The organism is Citrobacter sp. C1 (assembly GCF_014596895.2).
Classification (GTDB): Bacteria; Pseudomonadota; Gammaproteobacteria; order Enterobacterales; family Enterobacteriaceae; genus Citrobacter; species Citrobacter gillenii.
Genome location: NZ_CP115035.1, coordinates 3588643 through 3610102 on the forward strand (window position 1 = coordinate 3588643; position 21460 = coordinate 3610102).

At 49.8% G+C, this 21460-nt stretch carries 20 protein-coding genes; 14 read left to right on the top strand and 6 right to left on the bottom strand.

All coding sequences use genetic code 11. The annotated features are described in order from the left end of the window. Positions 1-79: 79 nt before the first annotated feature. The gene (pgm, locus tag IB214_RS17390) at positions 80-1720 is read right to left on the bottom strand and encodes a phosphoglucomutase (alpha-D-glucose-1,6-bisphosphate-dependent) (RefSeq protein ID WP_115259072.1); all 1641 of its coding nucleotides are present in this window, start codon (positions 1718-1720) and stop codon (positions 80-82) included. Positions 1721-1744: 24 nt separating this feature from the next. Then, positions 1745-2287 carry a replication initiation negative regulator SeqA gene (gene seqA / locus IB214_RS17395; RefSeq protein WP_096757864.1) on the bottom strand — a complete coding sequence of 181 codons (543 nt, stop codon included), beginning with the start codon at positions 2285-2287 and terminating at the stop codon, positions 1745-1747. 195 nt (positions 2288-2482) lie between these two features. Between seqA and ybfF the strand changes: the two genes are divergently transcribed. The 11 genes from ybfF (at position 2483) to IB214_RS17450 (ending at position 11586) form a co-directional block, all read left to right on the top strand. Beyond that, on the top strand, positions 2483-3256 hold the full coding sequence (ybfF, locus tag IB214_RS17400) for an esterase (protein WP_117342239.1): 774 nt from the start codon (positions 2483-2485) through the stop codon (positions 3254-3256). Positions 3257-3384: 128 nt separating this feature from the next. Continuing rightward, positions 3385-3672, top strand: coding sequence for a LexA regulated protein (gene ybfE, locus IB214_RS17405; protein WP_096757867.1), 288 nt, complete (start codon positions 3385-3387; stop codon positions 3670-3672). Between the two features lie 280 nt (positions 3673-3952). Further along, positions 3953-4483, top strand: coding sequence for a flavodoxin FldA (gene fldA, locus IB214_RS17410; protein ID WP_167456047.1), 531 nt, complete (start codon positions 3953-3955; stop codon positions 4481-4483). Positions 4484-4693: 210 nt separating this feature from the next. Continuing rightward, a complete protein-coding gene (locus IB214_RS17415; protein ID WP_117342237.1) occupies positions 4694-4780 on the top strand; it encodes a ryhB-regulated fur leader peptide in 87 nt (28 codons plus the stop codon). Beyond that, the gene (gene fur / locus IB214_RS17420; protein ID WP_117342236.1) at positions 4773-5225 is read left to right on the top strand and encodes a ferric iron uptake transcriptional regulator; all 453 of its coding nucleotides are present in this window, start codon (positions 4773-4775) and stop codon (positions 5223-5225) included. The genes IB214_RS17415 and fur overlap by 8 nt, the downstream gene beginning before the upstream one ends. Positions 5226-5501: 276 nt before the next feature. Next, positions 5502-8228 carry a sigma 54-interacting transcriptional regulator gene (locus tag IB214_RS17425; RefSeq protein ID WP_117342235.1) on the top strand — a complete coding sequence of 909 codons (2727 nt, stop codon included), beginning with the start codon at positions 5502-5504 and terminating at the stop codon, positions 8226-8228. A 149-nt stretch (positions 8229-8377) separates the two neighbouring features. Continuing rightward, positions 8378-8800: a PTS sugar transporter gene (locus IB214_RS17430; RefSeq protein WP_115259080.1), complete on the top strand. Its 423-nt coding sequence runs from the start codon at positions 8378-8380 to the stop codon at positions 8798-8800. A 14-nt stretch (positions 8801-8814) separates the two neighbouring features. Then, entirely contained in the window at positions 8815-9546 is a 732-nt protein-coding gene (locus tag IB214_RS17435; protein ID WP_197970841.1) for a BtpA/SgcQ family protein, read from the top strand. Further along, positions 9539-10012 (top strand): PTS sugar transporter subunit IIB, encoded by a 474-nt coding sequence (locus IB214_RS17440; protein ID WP_115259083.1) that lies wholly within the window; start codon positions 9539-9541, stop codon positions 10010-10012. Before IB214_RS17435 ends, IB214_RS17440 begins: the two co-directional genes overlap by 8 nt. A 10-nt stretch (positions 10013-10022) precedes the next feature. After that, a complete protein-coding gene (locus IB214_RS17445; RefSeq protein ID WP_115259084.1) occupies positions 10023-10784 on the top strand; it encodes a PTS sugar transporter subunit IIC in 762 nt (253 codons plus the stop codon). Then, positions 10768-11586, top strand: a complete 819-nt coding sequence (locus IB214_RS17450; protein ID WP_115259085.1) for a PTS system mannose/fructose/sorbose family transporter subunit IID — start codon at positions 10768-10770, stop codon at positions 11584-11586. The genes IB214_RS17445 and IB214_RS17450 overlap by 17 nt, the downstream gene beginning before the upstream one ends. 49 nt (positions 11587-11635) lie before the next feature. Here the strand turns inward: IB214_RS17450 and chiQ are convergent, their stop codons facing one another. From chiQ to nagE, 4 genes are all read right to left on the bottom strand, one after another. Further along, on the bottom strand, positions 11636-11968 hold the full coding sequence (gene chiQ, locus IB214_RS17455; RefSeq protein WP_096757871.1) for a ChiQ/YbfN family lipoprotein: 333 nt from the start codon (positions 11966-11968) through the stop codon (positions 11636-11638). Between the two features lie 49 nt (positions 11969-12017). After that, a complete protein-coding gene (gene chiP / locus IB214_RS17460; RefSeq protein WP_117342233.1) occupies positions 12018-13424 on the bottom strand; it encodes a chitoporin in 1407 nt (468 codons plus the stop codon). Positions 13425-13984: 560 nt separating this feature from the next. Next, on the bottom strand, positions 13985-15652 hold the full coding sequence (glnS, locus tag IB214_RS17465) for a glutamine--tRNA ligase (protein ID WP_117342232.1): 1668 nt from the start codon (positions 15650-15652) through the stop codon (positions 13985-13987). Between the two features lie 212 nt (positions 15653-15864). Continuing rightward, positions 15865-17811, bottom strand: a complete 1947-nt coding sequence (gene nagE, locus IB214_RS17470; protein ID WP_117342231.1) for a PTS N-acetyl glucosamine transporter subunit IIABC — start codon at positions 17809-17811, stop codon at positions 15865-15867. Positions 17812-18155: 344 nt separating this feature from the next. Between nagE and nagB the strand changes: the two genes are divergently transcribed. From nagB to IB214_RS17485, 3 genes are all read left to right on the top strand, one after another. Next, positions 18156-18956 (top strand): glucosamine-6-phosphate deaminase, encoded by an 801-nt coding sequence (nagB, locus tag IB214_RS17475; protein ID WP_003022803.1) that lies wholly within the window; start codon positions 18156-18158, stop codon positions 18954-18956. Between the two features lie 61 nt (positions 18957-19017). Then, positions 19018-20166: an N-acetylglucosamine-6-phosphate deacetylase gene (nagA, locus tag IB214_RS17480; protein ID WP_117342230.1), complete on the top strand. Its 1149-nt coding sequence runs from the start codon at positions 19018-19020 to the stop codon at positions 20164-20166. A gap of 8 nt (positions 20167-20174) precedes the next feature. Then, complete coding sequence (locus IB214_RS17485; RefSeq protein WP_115259091.1) at positions 20175-21395, top strand: N-acetylglucosamine repressor; 1221 nt, start codon at positions 20175-20177, stop codon at positions 21393-21395. Positions 21396-21460: the final 65 nt, after the last annotated feature.

Genomic DNA, 21460 nt, shown 5'->3' on the forward strand with positions numbered 1-21460 from the left:
GCCGGATCAGCATATAAGCTATCCGGCTTTTATAATTCATGCCGGATGGCGACGCGAGCATCGTCATCCGGTCTACGCCTTATGCGTTTTTCAGCACTTCGCTGACAATCTCAACCGCTTCTTTCTCAATCTGCTGGCGATGCTCAGCGCCGAGGAAGCTTTCACAGTAAATCTTGTAGGCGTCCTCGGTGCCGGACGGGCGTGCGGCAAACCAGCCGTTGTCGGTCATCACCTTCAGACCGCCAATGGAGGCACCGTTACCTGGTGCAGCGGTCAGACGTGCAGTGATCGGGTCACCGGCAAGCGTACTGGCGCTAACCATTTCCGGAGACAGTTTAGACAGCGCAGCTTTCTGCGCAGACGTCGCGGGAGCCTGTAAACGGTTGTAGCTTGGCGCACCAAAGCGCGCGGCCAGCTCATTATAGTGCTCCTGCGGGTTCTTACCGGTAACCGCGGTAATTTCCGCTGCCAGCAGGCACATGATGATCCCGTCTTTGTCCGTCGACCATGGCGTACCGTCGAAACGCAGGAATGACGCGCCCGCGCTCTCTTCACCGCCAAAGCCAAAGCTGCCGTCAAACAGACCGTCAACGAACCATTTAAAGCCAACCGGCACTTCCACCAGCTTGCGACCCAGGTCATTCACCACGCGGTCAATCATCGCGGAGGACACCAGCGTTTTACCGACAGCAACCTCTTTGCCCCACTGCGGACGATGCTGGAACAGGTAGTTGATTGCCACCGCCAGATAATGGTTCGGGTTCATTAACCCAGCCGGGGTAACAATGCCGTGACGGTCGTAGTCCGGATCGTTGGCAAACGCCAGATCGAACTTATCACGCAGCGCCAACAGACCCGCCATGGCACACTCAGAAGAGCAGTCCATACGGATGGCGCCATCTTTGTCGAGATGCATAAAGCGGAAGGTCTGATCAACCTGATCGTTAACGATGGTCAGATTCAGTTTGTAGTGCTCAGCAATACGCTTCCAGTATTCGATACCGGAGCCACCCAGCGGATCAACACCCAGCGTCAGGCCCGCTTTCTGGATCGCGGCCATATCGACGATGTCTGCCAATCCTTCAACGAACGGTTGCACCAGATCCTGTTCTTTCACGTGACCCGACGCCAGCGCCGCATCCAGTGAAATACGTTTCACGCCGTTAAGGCCATCGGCCAGTAGTGCATTGGCCCTGTCTTCCACCACTTTAGTGACGTTAGTATCTGCCGGACCACCGTTTGGCGGGTTGTATTTAATCCCGCCATCCTCCGGCGGGTTATGGGACGGTGTGATCACAATACCGTCAGCCAACGGGCCGCCTTTTTTGTTGTGGACCAGGATAGCGTTAGACACGGCGGGCGTTGGCGTATAGCCGTTATTTTCCTGCACGATGACATCAACACCGTTTGCCGCCAGCACTTCCAGTACAGAGATAAATGCCGGTTCAGACAGCGCGTGAGTGTCCTTGCCCACATAACAAGGGCCAGTAATTCCGTTTTTCGCACGTTCTTCAGCAATCGCTTGAGCGATAGCCAGAATGTGCGGTTCGTTAAAACTGTGACGACCTGCACTGCCGCGATGCCCGGACGTACCGAACTTAACGGCGTGCTCTGCATTCCCTGCTTCTGGTTTCAGTACATAGTACTGTGCCGTCAGTTGGGCGACGTTAATCAGATCACTCTGTTGTGCAGGTTGACCTGCACGATTGTGGATTGCCATTGCCTGGTCCTTCTAATGCAAGGATTAAATTGTTCCGCAAACCTTTTCAATCAATTCCGCAGGGAATTGCATTGACTGCATGATGTGTTCAACCATGCTGCATTTACGGCCGGTATTCGTGTTGGTGATCACCCAATACGGCGTGCCTGGCACGTGTTTCGGCTTGGTTTGATTACCATTTTTCAGCAGCGTCTGTTCATCCGCTGCAAAATAGACGCGCGTGCGACCATGCAACGATTCTGTTGCCTCGGCAAACGCGTGTTGATCCAGTGAATAGAGTGTAGACAGCACCAGCATAAAGCGATTCACTGCTTTTTTCTGTTCCGCATATTCATCGGAAAGCAGCAGTTCACGCATGGCGCGCACTTTGTCTTTTACAGGGTTAACCGGCTTGGCTTCCACGACAGGTTGCACGGCGCGGACGTCTTTCACCACCGGCGTGGCAGGCTGTGATGCGGCGGAAAACTTCAACATACGCCGTAAAATGTCGGATGCGCTCTCGCCGATATGCTTGGTATGGCTGGCAATATAGCTATAGAGTTCATCATCAACTTCAATCGTTTTCATCTTAATCCAGTGCGGTGTTTAGCTGAATACAAGTTGTTGGGACTGTACACGCGTAGTGTAAAGGCAAATCCCAACAGCGGATAGCGTCAAGCCCGATGGCCGGAAAAACTCGGAGTAACCGTAGTTGTTGCAGCCGTGTGGCAGAATGGTCAACATGATACCCTAACCCGCTAGCGTGAAAAAAAGAACTTTGCCATGAAATTGAATATCCGAGCGCAATCTGCACAAAACCTGCACAATAATTCTCCCATCGTCCTGGTGCACGGGCTGTTTGGCAGCCTGGACAATCTGGGCATACTGGCCCGCTCTCTGGTTGTCGATCACAATATCATCCAGGTTGATATGCGAAATCATGGCCTCTCACCCCGTTCTCCGGAGATGAACTACCCGGCGATGGCGCAAGATCTGCTGGATACGTTGGATGCCCAACAGATAGAAAAAGCCACCTTTATTGGCCATTCAATGGGGGGCAAAGCCGTGATGGCGCTAACCGCCCTGGCACCGGAACGTATCGATAAGCTGGTGGCTATCGATATTGCCCCGGTTGATTACCAGGTCCGCCGTCACGATGAGATATTTGCGGCGATTAATGCGGTGACGGATACAGAAGCCGCGTCGCGCCAGCAGGCGGCTAGCGTGATGCGCCAACATCTTAAAGAAGAAGGCGTGATCCAGTTTCTGCTGAAATCATTTATAGACGGTGAATGGCGCTTTAACGTCCCGGTATTGTGGGATCAGTATCCGCATATTGTCGGCTGGGAAACCATTCCGGCCTGGGATCACCCGGCGCTGTTCATCCCTGGGGGGAACTCACCGTACGTTACTGAAGCGTATCGAGCCCCATTGCTGGCGCAATTTCCCCAGGCACGGGCACATGTCATTGCCGGCGCGGGCCATTGGGTGCATGCAGAAAAACCCGAAGCCGTGCTGCGCGCCATCCGTCGTTATCTGACAGAACAGGCTAACTGATTAAAAACTCAGCGTCCGCGCGCGATTACGTGCGTGGGCGTTGGCGCGCCTCCCCTGCTGATGTATGATGGCGCGCTATCCATCCGGGCAGACGCCTGGCTGATTGTTTCCCCGAAGTCACCAAGATCATGGCCAAAGAACAAACGGACCGTACGACATTAGATCTGTTCGCGCAGGAGCGTCGCCCGGGACGACCCAAAACCAATCCGCTTTCGCGTGATGAACAGTTACGTATTAACAAACGTAATCAGCTTAAACGCGACAAAGTTCGTGGGCTTAAGCGTGTCGAACTGAAACTGAACGCCGACGCCGTTGACGCGCTGAATGAGCTGGCTGATGCGCGTAATATGAGCCGCAGTGAACTCATTGAAGAAATGCTGATGATCCAACTCGCCACATTGCGTGGTCAGGCATAGTCTGAAATTCTGCTCTATACCCTAAATAATTCGAGTTGCATCAAGGCGGCGACGCAGCGAATCTCCAGGAGTGTACATAAGTACGTGACTGGGGTGAGCGAGGAAAGCCAACGCACATGCAGCTTGAAGTATGACGGGTATAAATCATAAATCGTGTAGCACAGAGTGCAGTCCAGCGTGTTTGCTGTTTCCGCATGCCTGACTGTTCTGCTATGATTGCCCTTATCCGTGGGCAATGCGCCACCACCATTTCAATAAGTTTCAAGAGGTTATTTTACTCATGGCAATCACTGGCATCTTTTTCGGCAGCGACACCGGTAATACCGAAAACATCGCAAAAATGATTCAAAAACAGCTTGGTAAAGACGTTGCCGATGTACATGACATTGCAAAAAGCAGCAAAGAAGACCTGGAAGGGTATGACATTCTGCTGCTCGGCATCCCGACCTGGTACTACGGCGAAGCGCAGTGTGACTGGGACGACTTCTTCCCGACCCTCGAAGACATTGATTTTAACGGTAAACTGGTTGCTTTGTTTGGCTGTGGCGATCAGGAAGATTACGCAGAATATTTCTGCGATGCGTTAGGCACGATTCGCGACATCATCGAACCGCGCGGCGCAACCATCGTCGGTCACTGGCCAACGGCGGGTTACCACTTTGAAGCATCCAAAGGTTTGGCTGACGACGACCACTTTGTCGGCCTGGCTATCGATGAAGATCGCCAGCCTGAACTGACCGCAGAACGCGTTGAAAAATGGGTTAAGCAGATTTCAGCAGAACTGCATCTCGACGAGATTATTAACGCCTAATTTCGTGCGGCGCAGATCTTCATCTGTGCCGCATCAATAGATAAAACCAATCAAAATAATTGCTACAAATTTGTAACTTTCTCGCCTGACCCTGTACAATGGCTGGATGCCAATCGGGTATTGCACAGTGTGTTTGTTGGCGATACCACGTTTTGATTAACAATATTTGCCAGAGGCTTGCAGTTTTCATTTAGGCGTGGCAGTTCTATAATGATACGCATTATCTCAAGTGCATTTTCTGTCACTTCTTTTAATGAAGTGAACCGTTTAGCTACAGGACAGATTCCGCATGACTGACAACAATACCGCATTAAAGAAGGCTGGCCTGAAAGTAACGCTTCCTCGTTTAAAAATTCTGGAAGTTCTTCAGGGACCGGATAACCATCACGTCAGTGCGGAAGACTTATATAAACGCCTGATCGATATGGGTGAAGAGATTGGTCTGGCGACCGTGTATCGCGTACTGAACCAGTTTGATGATGCCGGTATCGTGACCCGCCATAATTTCGAAGGGGGCAAATCCGTCTTCGAACTGACTCAACAGCATCATCACGATCACCTGATTTGCCTCGACTGTGGCAAAGTGGTCGAATTCAGCGATGACTCTATCGAAGCGCGCCAGCGTGAGATTGCCACTAAACATGGTATTCGTTTAACGAACCATAGCCTCTATCTTTACGGCCACTGCGCTGAAGGCGATTGCCGCGAAGATGAGCATGCGCACGACGGTGTTGCAAAATAAGTTTTGAATCACGTCAGTCCCCCGCTCAACGTTGAGCCGGGGATTAACGTATCAGTAAAATTTAAGTACGAAATAGTCACAATCACCGCCAACCATCCGCCGACTATCCGCAAAATGTGATAACCTCCCCCGCGGCTAAATCAAAATAACACGCGTAGAAAACGTGATGACTCAAAAACTCCAAATGAGCCATGATGTCCCACAACATTTTATTTTTGTTACTTTTATATGCGCACCAGACGTTAGAACCCGCATGGAACAGTTAAGAGGCTCACGGTGTTAAAAGAAGAGATCTTTGCATTTTTGGCAGAAGAGACCCGTCATTTTTCTTTTGACTCGCTGGACGACTTTCATACGGCCCAAACGATGGCAGAACACTTCAATGTGAAGCGTAATACCATCAGCCACTATCTGAATCAGCTCATTGACGATAATCTGGTCATAAAACTGAATACCCGGCCCGTCTATTTTCTGCACAAAGCCGTTTTTGAAGAACAGTTTTTTCGTGTCAGTCAATCCGTCTTCTCAGGCGCCGCTGAGCTAAAAAAGCATCAATATAAACAACAAGACACGTTTGCCGGATTGATCGGTTCCCAGGGAAGTTTAGTCCCCGTTATAGAAAAATTGAATACCGCGATCTGTTATCCCCCTCACGGTCTGTCAGTAATGCTGTATGGCCCGACCGGCAGCGGTAAGAGCATGCTGGCACAATTATCCTGGCAGCGAGCTGTGGAGAAGAAAATCCTGCCCCCCACCGCGCCATTTATTGCGTTCAATTGTGCTCAATATGCCAACAACCCTGAATTACTTTCGAGTCACCTCTTTGGCTATATCAAAGGTGCATTTACAGGGGCAGATAAAACCAGCGAAGGACTTCTGCAAAAAGCCGATGGAGGGGTGCTATTTCTGGATGAGATCCACCGCTTACATCCGGAGGGTCAGGAAAAGTTATTCACCTTTATGGATACCGGGCGTTTTCGTCGCATGGGGGAAAGCGAAAAAGAAATCAGCGCTCAGGTCAGACTGGTTTTCGCCACAACCGTCTCGCCCAAAGAGTATTTTCTGGAAACGTTTATACGTCGTATCCCGCTGAATATTGCCATTCCTTCGTTGGAACAGCGCGGTGAAGCGGAAAAAATCCAGTTTATTTATGCCTTTTTCCTGCATGAGTCGAAACTGCTCAAGCGCAATATCAAACTGTCCCCACAGGTGCTGAACGTCTTAAAACGACACATCTACAGCGGAAATATCGGTGAATTAAAAAATACCATCACCTGCCTGAGTGCCACGCGTTTTGCAAAGTCTCAAGCAGATCAGTGCCTCTCTTTACACTTAGACGATCTACCAGACAGCTTTATGCCGCATGGTGTGCAAATTAATCACCAGGTTGTAGGAACCGCTGTCGTATTTACCCCTTCGATGACGCTACAGCAATTGGTTCTCCCTGTAGTACCGTTGAACCATTTTATTAGTGAATTCTGGGATAAGATCTTCAGCCTGTTTCAGCAAAATAGCGAAAATGTACTGCTCCCAGAAGTCTCTCGTGAAATCGATACGCTGTTCGATAAGATCATATTTAACCCAACGGCACAAAACGATCACCCGACCATTTATTCACATCTCAATACTATCCAGGATATTGTTCAGCAGATAGAAAGCAAACATTCGGTCCAATTTAACGGTAATCGACTGTACGGCTTAGCATGGTATTTATTCACTAAAAATAAGCAGGGTAATGACGGCATCCTGGCGCATAAAAAAACGCTCAAAAATTTACATCAGTATATTAGCCAATATTTGGCAGAAGAGAACCTGATTGCGAGTATGTTATCAACACAGATCGCCCAGCGATTTGATCTCAAGATTACCCAGGAAGATGACGTTTTCTTCACGCTATATTTGAAAAGTATGAAGATGGTGACCGTTGCACCACGAACCAAAGCGGTCATTCTGGCACATGGCTATGCAACGGCCAGCAGTATTGCCAATGTCGTGAACCGCATGTTGGGTGAAACCCTTTTTGCCTCCTTCGATATGCCTATCGACACGGCCATCAAAGATATCGCCAGTAATATACTGCAGTACATTAATGATAATGATATGTCCAATGGGCTGGTCATTCTGGTAGATATGGGGTCGTTAACGGATATTTACTCTGAGTTCAATAAAAGCATCCATTTCCCTGTCGCCATTATTAATAATGTCTCCACGGCAATGGCGCTACACGTCGGTGAGTTATTATTAGATAACGCTCCGCTGGAAAGCATTGTTGAGAACGTCACCTCTTACCAAAAGAATGACAGTAAAATCATCTATTCAGAGCAGGTCAAACGCCCAGTAATCATTACCAGCTGCTATACCGGAATGGGTACGGCGCAGCGAATACAGACATTGCTGGAAGACAGTATTCCGAAAGAAGCAGGGGTGGATGTTATCGCCTATGACCACCAGCTACTGCTTTCAGAGTCCTCCCGCCAGTCACTGTCTCAGTTCTATGACATTATTGCTGTTGTCGGAACAGCTAATCCGGATATCCCCTTTATTCCCTATATTTCATTGGATGACCTGATCAGCGGCCGGGGTGATGTTCGCCTGGAAACGGTTTTCCAGGGCATTGCTGATACCGATATGATTCAGACCATCAACGACAGATTGGTACATAACTTTTCGCTCAAGCGGGTCATCGCTCAGTTGACGATTCTGGATACCGGAAAAATCCTTGAGCACCTTGATATCTGTATCAGTACTCTCGAAAGATTACTCAAAAAACGCTTAGCCAATGAGACGAAGATTAACCTGTATGTCCATGCCAGCTGCATGCTGGAACGTTTGATTCGTCAGATTCCTCTTGAGAACTACCCGGCACAGCAGACGCTTAGTCAAAGTGATAAAGAAACACTGTGCATGATTCAGGATGCCTTTAGTGTCATAGAAGATACCTATAGTGTCACCATTCCGTTCAGCGAAATCGGCTATATTTACGATATTATAAAATCAAATTAATCCTTTAAAATCATACTAATGGATTAACCCTCCCCTCTCACCTCCTTCCGTTTTGACATTAGCTGGCATGATTCCTGCTATCTCAATTCAGTCTCATCATTTATGGCGACGCCTGTAGTGTCGTCACTCATTGTGGAGCATGGAGCGGTATGCGTAAGTTTTTGTTCGCCAGTCATGGCAGATTTGCTGATGGAATCAGGGATTCACTGGAAATGGTCGTGGGTAAAAATGAAGATATTTCCACGCTGTGTGCCTACACCGAGGATGTGCCTGATATCAAACTCAGCGTACAAAAATTCATGAGCACGTTGGGCAGCCAAGATGAAGCCATTGTGATCACCGATATCTCTAAGGGAAGCGTGACTAACGAGTTTATTACTCATCTTGACGATCCGCGCCTGCATTTAATCACCGGACTCAATTTACCGTTACTGATTGCATTGATTCTGGAAAACCCCGATACCGACGACACCCAAGCGCTAATTAGAACCGCCGTTCTGGAATCCAAAGAAACCATCCAGTACTGCAATGATGTGTTATTCAACAGCACCCCAAAATCAGATGATTTTTAATGCCAGGAGCGAACATGAAAAATAAAGTTGAAACGTTATTTGGTGACAATAAATTCATTCTTGCCATGCTGCATTTGAAAGGTGAAAACGACCGTGATGTCCTCGAAAATGCAAAAAAAGAGATCGCTATCTATCAACAAAATGGCGTAGATGCGGTGATTGTTGAAAACTATTTTGGCACCCCTGCACAAGTTGAAAGCGTGCTGCATTACCTCGACAGCACTCAACCGGGTATTACCTACGGCGTCAATCTGTTAGACGATGATAAGAAAGGGTTTGAGTTAGCCAAAAAATATCACGCCAGCTTTATCCAGTTAGATTCTGTTGCCGGACATTTGCCTGTCGATGAAGACCTCTCATTTGCCCAATTTATTGAGGAAAATCGTCGCAATGCTTCTTTTGCCGTATTCGGTGGTGTACGTTTCAAGTATCAACCCTACAAATCTGGACGCAGCTTGCAGGAAGACCTGACGCTAGGGATGCAACGCTGTGACGCCATTGTCGTCACCGGTGATGCCACCGGACAGGAAACAGATGAAGATAAAATCCGCGAATTCAGGGCCATCATTGGTGACTTTCCATTAATTATTGGTGCCGGGATCACCCTCGACAATTGTCAGCATCAGTTGACCATGGGTTCAGGTGCAGTGGTAGGAAGTTATTTCAAAGATACCTATAAAGACACCGGCGATGTCTGTGCCGAACACGTTTCACAGCTAATGCAAAAGGTTAAACAAAATGATTAAATTATTACGTGTAGACCATCGCTTATTACATGGCCAGGTAGCTTTTGCCTGGACTGCGGCGCTGCAGGCCGATTGCATTCTTATTGCCAATGATGACATCATCAATGATGAGTTAAAAATGACGGCCATGCGCCTGGCGCGACCGAATAACGTTAAATTGGTTATTAAAAATATTGCAGATTCGATCAAAGCCTTACAAAGCGGCGCGACAGAAAAATATAACCTCTTTATTGTTGTTGCATCGATTAATGATGCACACGCGTTGGCAATGGAATACGAAAAAATTGTCAGTATCAATCTGGGTGGGATTAAATCTGCACCGGGCACGCGTCAAATATCAAAAGCCATATTTATTACCGACCACGACGTTACACAATTAAAAGAACTGGATAACAAAGGTGTCGAACTTGAGATCAGGCAAGTACCGAACGATACCCGACTGAAAGCTATCGCCTTACTGGGATGAGGTAGTGGATATGAGCTTACTAATGCAATCCTTTTTATTGGGTGGTTTATCCTGTGTCGGTTACCTGGACTCCATCTTCGGTACCGCCATGCTCCGACGTCCGATCGTAATGGGGCCGTTGGTGGGGCTAATTATGGGCGATCTCACCAATGGCATCATTATTGGTTCGGCCATTGAACTTGTGCTGTTAGGCGCATTCCAGATTGGCGCATCTAATCCCCCTGATGTGACGTCTGGCGGTATTTTAGGCACCGCCTTTGCCATTGCCTCTGGGCAAAACGTGGCCACTGCCGTAGCTCTTGCGGTACCTATTGCTACGTTGGTATTGGTATTACAAAACGCCGTGTATATCTTTGTCTTGCCGATATTTTGCCGTCGCGCAGACAAACATGCGTTAAATGCCAATATCAGCGGCGTGGTCCGCATGCATATTTACTCTACCCTCGCCTGTTCCGTGCCGTTTGCGATTCTGGTTGGTTTTGCTTTTTATGTTGGGACGCCGGTGGTTAATGCCATTCTCGAATCGATCCCCAAAGATATTATGACGGGAATGACTATCGCCACGGGCATCTTACCGGCGCTCGGTTTTGCCATGCTGGCGAGAATGATCATCAACAAAAAAGTATTCCCCTATTTCTTCTTTGGTTTTCTACTAGCGGCATATTTAAAACTACCGCTGGTCGGGATCGCCCTGTTTGGCCTGTTCCTCGCAATCGTACTCGTTAATAACGAAGCAAAAAAACAAGAGGTCATCGATGACAACGAATTCTGATGTCAAAATTACCAAACGCGATCTCTGGAGCGTCTATTTCCGCTCATTGACCATGGAATCGTCGTGGAACTATGAGCGTATGATGCATATGGGTTATACCTTTTCGATGGTGCCCATTATCCGTAAAACGTGTAAAACCGACCAGGAAATCTCCGACGCGCTGGTCCGGCATTTGGAGTTTTTTAATACCACGCCTCACTTGTCGACGCTGCCGCTGGGGATTACGTCAGCCATGGAAGAGCGCCGGATGCTCGACGATGACTTCGACGCCAGCTCAATCAACGCCGTGAAGGCATCGCTGATGGGTCCATTAGCGGGTATTGGTGATTCATTCTTCTGGGGAACGCTGCGTATTATCGCCGCGGGGTTGGGGATTTCATTAGCATCATCCGGCAATATTCTGGGACCGCTACTGTTCCTGCTGGTGTTTAACATTCCCCACTACTTTATCCGCTACTTCTGTTTGATGGGCGGTTACCGACTGGGTGCTGATTTCTTCAAAAAAATGGAGGAGTCGGGAATGATGCAGAAAATCACCTACGGTGCGGCAATATTGGGGCTGATGGTCATAGGAGGAATGACCGCCACCATGGTCTCATTGAACGTTCCCTTTGTGATTGGCGAAGGTGCTTATGCCGTGCCGTTACAAAAGATTTTAAACGATATTATGCCGTGTCTGTTACCGATGGGGGCATTTGGCGTAATGTATTATCTGTTAGGGAAGAACATCCAAATTTCCCGCATTCTTATTGGCATCGTTGTCGTATCAATACTGGGTGCCTATTTGAATATTCTGGGTTAACAAAAACAGCAACGGGCGGAGACTATCCGCCCGTTTTTTACCTGTCATTTTACTGCGCTGTGTTCTTGCTGCGGATTTCCTGCCATACCTTGTCGCAATCGGCCGAAACGGCCTGATCGTTGCCCGTACGCGTCGCCTGGATACACTGCTGATAATCCAGTACGCGAACACTTTCTTCATTGGCAAACTGCTGGTGCTGCTTTTCTTTCTTCAGCACGTTTAACACGCTTTGGCAGGCCTCGATTTTCTCTGGCGATCCCTGTGCGGTGTTGATGCAGGCGCTGTAGGCTTCTTTCAAACGGCTGTCTTCTTTTGGCGCCGGAGATTGTGCGCAGGCCACCAGCCCAGATGCCATGACGGCGATGAGTATCAGTTTTTTCATAGAACAGTCCTCAACGTTGCGGCAGGCACCTGGCCTGCCGCGGTTGGCATTAGAAGATGGTGAATGGTGCAATCACGATGAACTTCACGTCGCGCTCATCCTGGAAGATGTTGCCGTAACCACCACTCCAGCTCGGGATGTCTGAATGGTTGTCGTATTGGGTGAAGTGCAGTTTAAACATGGTGCCTTTCGCACGACCGTCCTGCAGGGTGTAGACCGCATCCAGGCTGTAAGACGATTCTTCGATGGTACGATTTTTGTCGTAGTATGCATCCGGGTTAGTCTGCCAGGTCGATGGCTTCGCGTCCCAGGCGTAAACATAGGAGGCACCCACAGCCCAACCCGGCAGGTTCCAGTTATTCAGGTCATACATTGCGCCAAAGAAAACCGCTTTTTCGCCGTTGGCGTTGAAGTCAGAGCGGTTATCCCACCACACGTCCAGACGACCGTTTGAGGAGGCATAGGTTGGCGTCATACGCTGCAGGAAATAGCCCTGCTGTCCGTCCGCTTTCACCCAGGTACCTTCCAGACGCAGATCAACCACTTCTGCCACTTTGTAGCCAAAGGTCAGCGCCTGCAGCCAGGCGGTACCGTCATAAATATTGTTAACGGTACGGTCATCAACCTTATCGCGTGCGCCGTAGAACTGATAGCTGGTGGTGAATGGATTGCCGCCTAAATCAAATTTGTAACTGGCTTTCGCGAAGTATTGATCGACATAGCCTTCGGACTGACCAAATGCCGCTTCCAGCAACAGGTTGTTTTTGAAGTCATATTTCGCGCCGACCGAATGAAGGTAATCTACCTTGGTTTTTTTATCGGCCTGATAGAATTTATCGACTTCGATGTGCCACGGTGCTTTATATTCGTTAGCCCACATGTAGGAGAAGCTCAGCGCACCGGCATCACCATAGTCAAAGTTAGCACCGGCTTCAGCACCCTGATAAGTTCCCGGCATAAAGCTCCAGTGCGGAGCCAGCAACGTCTGCCCGGTGGGTTGAATATAACCAGCGCGCGCCCAGGTTGGGCCGTATTTGAATTTAGCTGCTGCTTTATAAAGGCTAATCCCGCTCTTATCGCCGGAGTAATCTTCGTCATAGCCTTTATTTTTGGAAGAGAATGCGATTTCGTTTGGATGACCGCTTTCGCTACTTTCGTTCATTTCAATAGCGGTAAATGCAGCGATATCAATACCAAACATATCAGCCGCGTAACCGGACTGGAAGTCGAGGTTGGCGTTCCAGGTGGAGTGCGAAAGGTTGGTTTTGTATTTGTCATGATCGGTCACATCTTTACGGTCACGCTCACGCTGCCAGTAATAGATGCCGCCGGTTAAGGTTGAGTCATCAATAAATCCTTCGGCATGTACCTGGGGAGCGACAACAAAACCCGACATTGCTGTGATACCGGCGATAGCCAGCGCCAGCGTACTACGTTTGCCACTAAACGTACGCATATGTTAATCCTCTTTGACGTATAACCCTTCGTCTTTCAAGCCGCATCTGCGTTGGCGTTCCTCGCTCATCCCAGTCACGTACTGATGTACGCTCTTGGGAATTCGCTGCGTCGCCGCCTTGATGCAACTCGAAATCCATTGGGTATAAAATGCTGCCGATAAAAGCGGTCAGCGAAAAAACAAAAAGTAAAAAAAGTAGCGCTGAGAAAACCTCATTGACTACAATGAATAGACTATTTTTCGCGACGCGAATTATCAATCTCTTTTTGTAACCAGTATGTAAGAATATGAGCAACCGCACATATTTGATTGCTTTCTGTTACATTTTCATGTGCAGATATAAAAACGTTGAAAAATGAAAAAAATGCTTGTTTTCCATATGGATGAAAGCGGTTACAGTCAGAGTCATCCTCGGGCATAAGGTTTTGATGGGTAATTAATTAATTCTCCGGACACGACGGAATAATAATTAATTCGCTCTGCAAACAGAGCCAGTAATGCAGGATGTCGAGATAAAAAAAACGCCGCAGAGCGCGGCGTTTGACAGGGAGTGTTGCAGCTTACTCGCCCACTTTAGCCCACGTATCACGCAGACCCACAGTACGGTTAAACACCAGTTTATCCGCCGTTGTATAGCGGCTATCGAGGCAGAAGTACCCTTCACGTTCAAACTGGAAGGCTTTACCCGCAACGGCAGCCTGCAGCGATGGTTCGCCATAGCCCTGTTTGATAACCAGTGAATCCGGGTTAATAACGGACAGGAAGTCATCCGCCGCCCCTGGGTTCGGCACGCTGAACAGACGATCGTACAGACGGATTTCAATTGGCAGTGCATGTGCCGCACTGACCCAATGAATAACGCCTTTGACTTTACGCCCATCGGCCGGATCTTTGCTCAGCGTGTCAGCGTCATAGGTGCAGAAAATAGTGGTGATATTGCCTTCTGCGTCTTTCTCAACACGCTCGGCTTTAACAACATACGCATTGCGCAGACGCACTTCTTTGCCCATCACCAGACGCTTGTACTGCTTGTTGGCTTCTTCGCGGAAATCTGCGCGATCGATCCAAATCTCACCGCTGAACGGCACTTCACGGCTGCCCATTTCGGGTTTATTCGGATGGTTCGGCATAGTAACCAGTTCGCTTTCACCCTGCGGATAGTTTTCGATAACCAGTTTCACTGGATCGATAACCGCCATCGCGCGCGGTGCGTTTTCGTTGAGATCTTCACGAATACAGGATTCCAGAGAGGCGATCTCAATGGTGTTATCCTGCTTGGTCACGCCAATACGTTTACAGAACTCACGGATAGCGGCAGCAGTATAACCACGGCGACGCAGGCCAGAGATAGTCGGCATACGCGGATCGTCCCAGCCTTCAACGTGCTTGTCGGTGACCAGCAGGTTCAGCTTACGCTTGGACATCACGGTATATTCCAGATTCAGGCGCGAGAATTCGTACTGGCGCGGGTGAACCGGAATGGTGATGTTGTCCAGTACCCAATCGTACAGACGACGGTTGTCCTGGAACTCCAGCGTACACAGGGAATGCGTGATGCCTTCCAGCGCATCGCTGATGCAGTGGGTAAAGTCGTACATCGGGTAGATGCACCACTTATTACCGGTCTGGTGGTGCTCGGCAAATTTAATGCGGTACAGCACCGGGTCGCGCATGACGATAAACGGCGAGGCCATATCGATTTTCGCGCGCAGGCAGGCTTTCCCTTCTTCAAAACCACCGGTACGCATTTTTTCGAACAGCGCGAGGTTCTCTTCAACGCTACGATCGCGGTACGGGCTGTTTTTACCAGGCTGCGTCAAGGTGCCACGGTATTCACGGATCTCGTCAGCTGACAGTTCGTCGACGTACGCCAGGCCTTTGTTGATAAGCTCTACCGCATAGGCATGCAGCTGGTCGAAGTAATCCGACGAGTAGCGAATATCGCCAGTCCAGTGGAAACCTAACCATTCAACGTCATTTTTGATGGATTCAACGTACTCGATGTCTTCTTTAACCGGGTTCGTATCATCAAAACGCAGGTTGCACTGGCCCTGGTAATCTTGCGCAATACCAAAGTTCAGACAAATGGATTTCGCGTGGCCAATGTGCAGATAGCCATTTGGCTCCGGCGGAAAACGGGTATGGATAGTGGTGTGCTTACCACTGGCCAGATCTTCATCGATGATCTGACGAATAAAGTTACTCGGGCGGGCTTCAGCCTCACTCATCGTGGATTCCTCAAAGCGTAAACAACGTATAACGGCGTATGATCTTATAAGCAGGACTGACTGACAACCTTTAGTTACGCAAAATACGTATCAGACAGTCATTATGCGGGCATTTGCTGCAAAAAAAAGCGGCGGAGATTGCTCCCCGCCGCTGGTGACGCATTTCATGTTGCCGGATGGCAGCGCTTACGCCTTCTCCGGCCTACGCGCGATTACTTACTTTTAATCTCGTACAGTGGCGTTTGACCGGCAACCACATGGCCTTCGGCTTTAATCACCAGGCCACCGAAGTCATCGCTGTTGCTGCAGACAACCGGGCTAATCATTGAACGAGCATTGGCGTTCAGGTATTCCAGATCCATTTCCAGGATTGGCTGACCTGCTTTGACTTCCGCACCTTCTTCCACCAGACGCGTAAAGCCTTTACCTTCCAGCGCCACGGTATCGATACCCATGTGGACCACGATCTCCGCGCCTTTCAGCGTTTCCAGGCAGAACGCATGGTTGGTATTGAAGATTTTCACAATGGTACCCGCTGCCGGAGAAACCACGATTTTGTCGGTTGGTTTCACCGCCACGCCGTCGCCGACCGCTTTGCTGGCGAAGGCTTCATCAGGCACCTGCTCCAGCGCAACCACGTCACCGGTAATCGGAGAAACCAGCGCTTCAACGGTGACAGCATTCGCCACAGCCTGCGGTTTTGCAGCCGGGGCTGCTGCAGGCGCGCTGTCAGCAGACGCTGCGGCAACTGGACCACGTGCGACAACTTTCTTCATTTCGTCGCCAATAGATTCCGCTTTCGCGCCGACGATGACCTGAATAGTCTGCTTGTTCAGCTTAACCACACCGGAAGCACCCAGGCGTTTACACATTGCATCGCTCACTTTCGCGGAGTCGACAACGGTCAGACGCAGGCGAGTGATACAGGCATCAATGGCTTTCAGGTTATCGGTACCGCCAACCGCAGCAATGTAGCTGGTGGCCAGTTGTGCTAAACCTTCTTCGGTGTTGCTGTTGGCTTCGTCAGTAACAATTTCATCGTCTTTATCTTCGCGGCCCGGCGTTTTCAGGTTAAACATACGAATAACCGCGCTGAACAACACAAAGTAGATGACGAAGAACACCAGCCCCATCGCGACCAGCATCCAGACGTTCTTACTTGCAGCCGGCAAGTTGTACATCAACACGTAGTCGATAGCACCTGCTGAGAAGGAGAAGCCCGCGTGGATCCCCAGTAATGTCGCAACGAACAGGCTGATACCCGTTAACAATGCGTGCAGGAGATACAGCAATGGTGCCAGGAACATGAACAGGAATTCCAGCGGCTCGGTCACACCGGTCAGGAACGCGGTGATGGCCACGGACAACAGCATACCGCCAACCATCGGACGACGCGCTTTCGGAGCGGCAAAGTACATTGCCAGTGCCGCACCCGGCAGACCAAACATCATGATCGGGAAGAAGCCGGACATGAACATACCTGCAGTGCCGTCACCCGCGTAGAAGCGGTTGATGTCACCGTGGAAGACCGCACCTGCCGCGTTGGTGAATTCACCAATCTGGAACCAGGCGATGGTGTTCAGAACCTGATGCAGACCGGTTGGGATCAGCAGACGGTTGATGAAACCAAAAATACCGGAACCCAGCGCGCCAGCGCCCACGATCCACTCACCACCCGCATGGATGGCATTTTGTACCGGCGGCCATACGTAGCCGAAGATAGCCGCCAGAACCAAACAGAAGAAACCGGTGGCGATTGGCACAAAGCGTTTACCGCCGAAGAAGCTCAGGAAGTCAGGCAGTTTGATGCCAGACCAGCGGTTATACACGGCACCGCCGACCAGACCGGTAATGATACCTGCCAGCACACCCATATTGATCGCCGGGTTAATGGTAACCATTGCTTTGGTCAATATGAAATAACCAACGGCACCTGCCAACGCTGCCGCACCCGCACTGTCTTTAGACCAGCTGGATGCCACACCGATGGCAAATATTAACGCGAGGTTATCAAAAATGGCCCCACCCGCTTGCGCGATGAAGGCGACGTTAAGCAAATCTGGTTGGCCAAATCGCAGCAACAGTGCCGCGACAGGCAGCACAGCGATGGGGAGCTGTAACGCCCTACCCAGCCGCTGGAAAAAACCTAAAATATTCATTTTATTCCCCCTACGAGACCCCGATTAGGCTCCTTTGAAGCCATATTTTTATTGTGCGACCAATTCTGACAGCAAGATATTCTGGAACAACGATATTAACCATTCATCTACATTCAGAGTGTGTGGAAAATTAATTCGTATCGCAAATTAAAAGCGTGTTTTTTGTGATTACAGTCACCAAATATCGTTATTAACCCTCCCTTCCACTGGCTAACTACGAAAACTTATTTTATCATTCAAAAAATCGAAACGGATTGATCCTTACCGATGCAAAACCAGGTTACGCTTAATACTGCACAGCGACTCAATCCGCCAACTGCTTACATTGACTACTGAGGTGAAGAATGAGACTGATCCCCCTGAATACCGCTGAACAAGTCGGCAAATGGGCTGCTCGCCATATCGTTAACCGTATCAACGCGTTCAAACCAACGGCAGATCGTCCGTTCGTTCTGGGCCTGCCGACTGGCGGCACCCCACTGACAGCCTATAAAGCATTAGTCGAAATGCACAAAGCGGGCCAGGTTAGCTTCAAACATGTTGTCACATTTAATATGGACGAGTATGTTGGCCTGCCGAAAGAGCATCCAGAAAGCTACCACAGCTTCATGCATCGCAACTTCTTTGATCATGTTGATATTCCAGCAGAAAACATCAACCTCCTCAATGGTAACGCACCAGATATCGATGCAGAATGCCGTCAGTATGAAGAAAAAATCCGTTCCTACGGTAAAATCCACCTGTTTATGGGGGGTGTAGGCAACGACGGGCACATCGCATTTAACGAACCGGCGTCGTCTTTAGCCTCTCGTACGCGTATCAAAACGCTGACCCACGACACACGCGTGGCGAACTCTCGTTTCTTTGACGGTGACGTAAGCCAGGTGCCGAAATATGCGCTGACCGTTGGCGTGGGCACACTGCTTGATGCCGAAGAAGTGATGATTCTGGTGCTGGGCCACCAAAAAGCGCAGGCTCTGCAGGCTGCCGTTGAAGGTAACGTCAACCATATGTGGACCATCAGCTGCCTGCAACTGCATCCAAAAGCCGTTGTGGTTTGCGATGAACCTTCCACAATGGAACTGAAAGTGAAGACGCTGAAATACTTTAACGAGTTAGAAGCCGAAAATATTAAAGGTCTGTAATGCTGTTTCCGCCCAGCCGAAAGCGTTGCAGGGCGGCATTTTTTTGAAATCGGGGGTCGGAATGTATGCTTTAACCCAGGGCCGGATCTTTACCGGTCACGAAATTCTTGATGACCATGCGATTGTCGTCGCTGATGGCCTGATAGCCAGCGTTTGCCCACTGGCTGAATTACCGCCGGAGATTGAACAACGCTCATTGAATGGGGCCATTCTTTCCCCCGGTTTTATTGATGTGCAGTTAAACGGCTGCGGCGGCGTGCAGTTCAACGATACGGCAGAAGCTGTGACCGTTGAAACACTGGAAATCATGCAGAAAGCCAACGAGAAATCGGGCTGCACTAACTACCTGCCTACGCTTATCACCACCAGCGATGAGTTGATGAAACAAGGCGTTCGCGTGATGCGTGAATACCTGGCAAAACACCCGAATCAGGCATTAGGACTTCACCTTGAAGGCCCATGGCTGAATCTGGTGAAAAAAGGTACCCATAACCCAAGTTTTGTTCGTCAGCCTGACGCTGCGCTGGTCGACTTCCTGTGCGATAATGCCGATGTGATCACCAAAGTCACGCTGGCACCAGAAATGGTTCCTGCTGACGTGATCATCCGACTGGTCAATGCCGGTATTGTCGTTTCAGCGGGTCACTCAAACGCGACGGTAAAAGAAGCCAAAATCGGTTTCCGTGCGGGCATTACCTTTGCAACACACCTGTTCAACGCCATGCCTTACATTACTGGCCGCGAACCGGGTCTGGCTGGTGCCATCCTTGATGAAGCCGATATTTATTGCGGTATCATCGCCGATGGTCTGCACGTCGATTACGTTAACATCCGTAACGCTAAACGCCTGAAAGGTGACAAGCTGTGCCTGGTGACCGACGCCACCGCGCCGGCGGGTGCAAATATTGAACAGTTCATTTTCGCTGGTAAAACAATATACTACCGCAATGGACTGTGTGTGGATGAGAATGGCACCCTGAGCGGCTCGTCATTAACCATGATTGAAGGTGTACGTAATCTGGTTGAACATTGCGGCATTGCGCTGGATGAAGTGCTGCGTATGGCAACACTTTACCCCGCTCGCGCCATCGGCGTGGACAAGCAACTCGGCAGTATCGCCCCAGGCAAAGTCGCCAACCTGACCGCGTTCACACACGACTTTAAAATCATCAAGACCATCGTTAATGGCAACGAGGTCATTACAGAGTAAGAGAAAGAATGACACCAGGCGGACAAGCTCAAATAGGTAATGTTGATCTCGTAAAACAGCTTAACAGCGCGGCAGTTTATCGCCTGATTGACCAGCATGGGCCAATCTCGCGCATCCAGATTGCCGAACAGAGCCAGCTTGCTCCCGCCAGCGTAACTAAAATTACGCGCCAGCTTATTGAACGCGGGCTGATCAAAGAAGTGGATCAGCAGGCCTCCACCGGGGGCCGCCGCGCTATCTCTATCGTCACTGAAACACGCAATTTCCACGCCATTGGCGTGCGTCTTGGCCGTCATGACACTACGCTAACGCTGTACGATATGAGCAGCAAAGCCGTCGCTGAGGAGCACTACCCCTTACCCGAGCGCACCCAGGAAACGCTGGAACATGCGCTACTCAATACCATTGCCACCTTTATGGACAGCTGCCAACGGAAAGTCCGTGAGCTAATTGCCATCTCCGTTATTCTGCCAGGCCTGGTTGACCCGGAAAGTGGCGTCATTCGCTATATGCCGCATATTCAGGTTGAAAACTGGGGGCTGGTCGAGGCGCTGGAAAAACGGTTCCAGGTGACCTGCTTTGTTGGTCACGATATCCGTAGTCTGGCACTTGCCGAGCACTATTTCGGGGCAAGTCAGGACTGCGAAGACTCCATTCTGGTGCGAGTGCATCGCGGAACCGGTGCCGGGATCATCTCCAATGGACGCATTTTTATTGGCCGTAACGGCAACGTTGGCGAGATTGGCCATATTCAGGTAGAGCCGTTGGGCGAGCGCTGCCACTGCGGTAACTTTGGTTGTCTGGAAACTATCGCGGCCAACGCGTCCATCGAGCATCGCGTGCAAAACTTACTCAAGCAAGGTTATCCAAGTCGGCTAACGCTTGATGATTGCAGTATCAAATCGATCTGTAAGGCTGCCAACAAAGGCGATAACCTGGCATCGGAAGTGATTGAGCACGTGGGCCGCCACCTGGGTAAAACTATCGCTATAGCCATCAACCTGTTTAACCCACAAAAAATCGTTATTGCTGGTGAGATTACAGAGGCAGATAAGGTCCTGCTGCCAGCGATCGAAAGCTGCATTAATGCCCAAGCGTTGAAGGCATTTCGCCACAATTTACCCGTGGTTCGCTCCACGCTGGACCACCGTTCCGCCATTGGCGCATTTGCGCTGGTGAAACGCGCCATGCTCAACGGAACGTTGCTACAACGTTTGCTGGAAAGCTAATACACCTCACTCTTCAAGCTGCCTCTGTATCGCTGAGGCAACTCGAATAATTGAGTGTATTTTAT

Excerpts from the sequence above, each read along its gene's own strand:
- nagE (WP_117342231.1), bottom strand. The coding sequence starts at position 17,811 with ATGAATATTTTAGGTTTTTTCCAGCGGCTGGGTAGGGCGTTACAGCTC.
- glnS (WP_117342232.1), bottom strand. The coding sequence starts at position 15,652 with ATGAGTGAGGCTGAAGCCCGCCCGAGTAACTTTATTCGTCAGATCATC.
- chiP (WP_117342233.1), bottom strand. The coding sequence starts at position 13,424 with ATGCGTACGTTTAGTGGCAAACGTAGTACGCTGGCGCTGGCTATCGCC.
- IB214_RS17435 (WP_197970841.1), top strand. The coding sequence starts at position 8,815 with ATGAAAAATAAAGTTGAAACGTTATTTGGTGACAATAAATTCATTCTT.
- IB214_RS17485 (WP_115259091.1), top strand. The coding sequence starts at position 20,175 with ATGACACCAGGCGGACAAGCTCAAATAGGTAATGTTGATCTCGTAAAA.
- ybfF (WP_117342239.1), top strand. The coding sequence starts at position 2,483 with ATGAAATTGAATATCCGAGCGCAATCTGCACAAAACCTGCACAATAAT.
- fur (WP_117342236.1), top strand. The coding sequence starts at position 4,773 with ATGACTGACAACAATACCGCATTAAAGAAGGCTGGCCTGAAAGTAACG.
- pgm (WP_115259072.1), bottom strand. The coding sequence starts at position 1,720 with ATGGCAATCCACAATCGTGCAGGTCAACCTGCACAACAGAGTGATCTG.
- nagA (WP_117342230.1), top strand. The coding sequence starts at position 19,018 with ATGTATGCTTTAACCCAGGGCCGGATCTTTACCGGTCACGAAATTCTT.
- chiQ (WP_096757871.1), bottom strand. The coding sequence starts at position 11,968 with ATGAAAAAACTGATACTCATCGCCGTCATGGCATCTGGGCTGGTGGCC.
- ybfE (WP_096757867.1), top strand. The coding sequence starts at position 3,385 with ATGGCCAAAGAACAAACGGACCGTACGACATTAGATCTGTTCGCGCAG.
- nagB (WP_003022803.1), top strand. The coding sequence starts at position 18,156 with ATGAGACTGATCCCCCTGAATACCGCTGAACAAGTCGGCAAATGGGCT.
- IB214_RS17415 (WP_117342237.1), top strand. The coding sequence starts at position 4,694 with ATGATACGCATTATCTCAAGTGCATTTTCTGTCACTTCTTTTAATGAA.
- IB214_RS17440 (WP_115259083.1), top strand. The coding sequence starts at position 9,539 with ATGATTAAATTATTACGTGTAGACCATCGCTTATTACATGGCCAGGTA.
- IB214_RS17445 (WP_115259084.1), top strand. The coding sequence starts at position 10,023 with ATGAGCTTACTAATGCAATCCTTTTTATTGGGTGGTTTATCCTGTGTC.
- IB214_RS17450 (WP_115259085.1), top strand. The coding sequence starts at position 10,768 with ATGACAACGAATTCTGATGTCAAAATTACCAAACGCGATCTCTGGAGC.
- IB214_RS17430 (WP_115259080.1), top strand. The coding sequence starts at position 8,378 with ATGCGTAAGTTTTTGTTCGCCAGTCATGGCAGATTTGCTGATGGAATC.
- fldA (WP_167456047.1), top strand. The coding sequence starts at position 3,953 with ATGGCAATCACTGGCATCTTTTTCGGCAGCGACACCGGTAATACCGAA.
- seqA (WP_096757864.1), bottom strand. The coding sequence starts at position 2,287 with ATGAAAACGATTGAAGTTGATGATGAACTCTATAGCTATATTGCCAGC.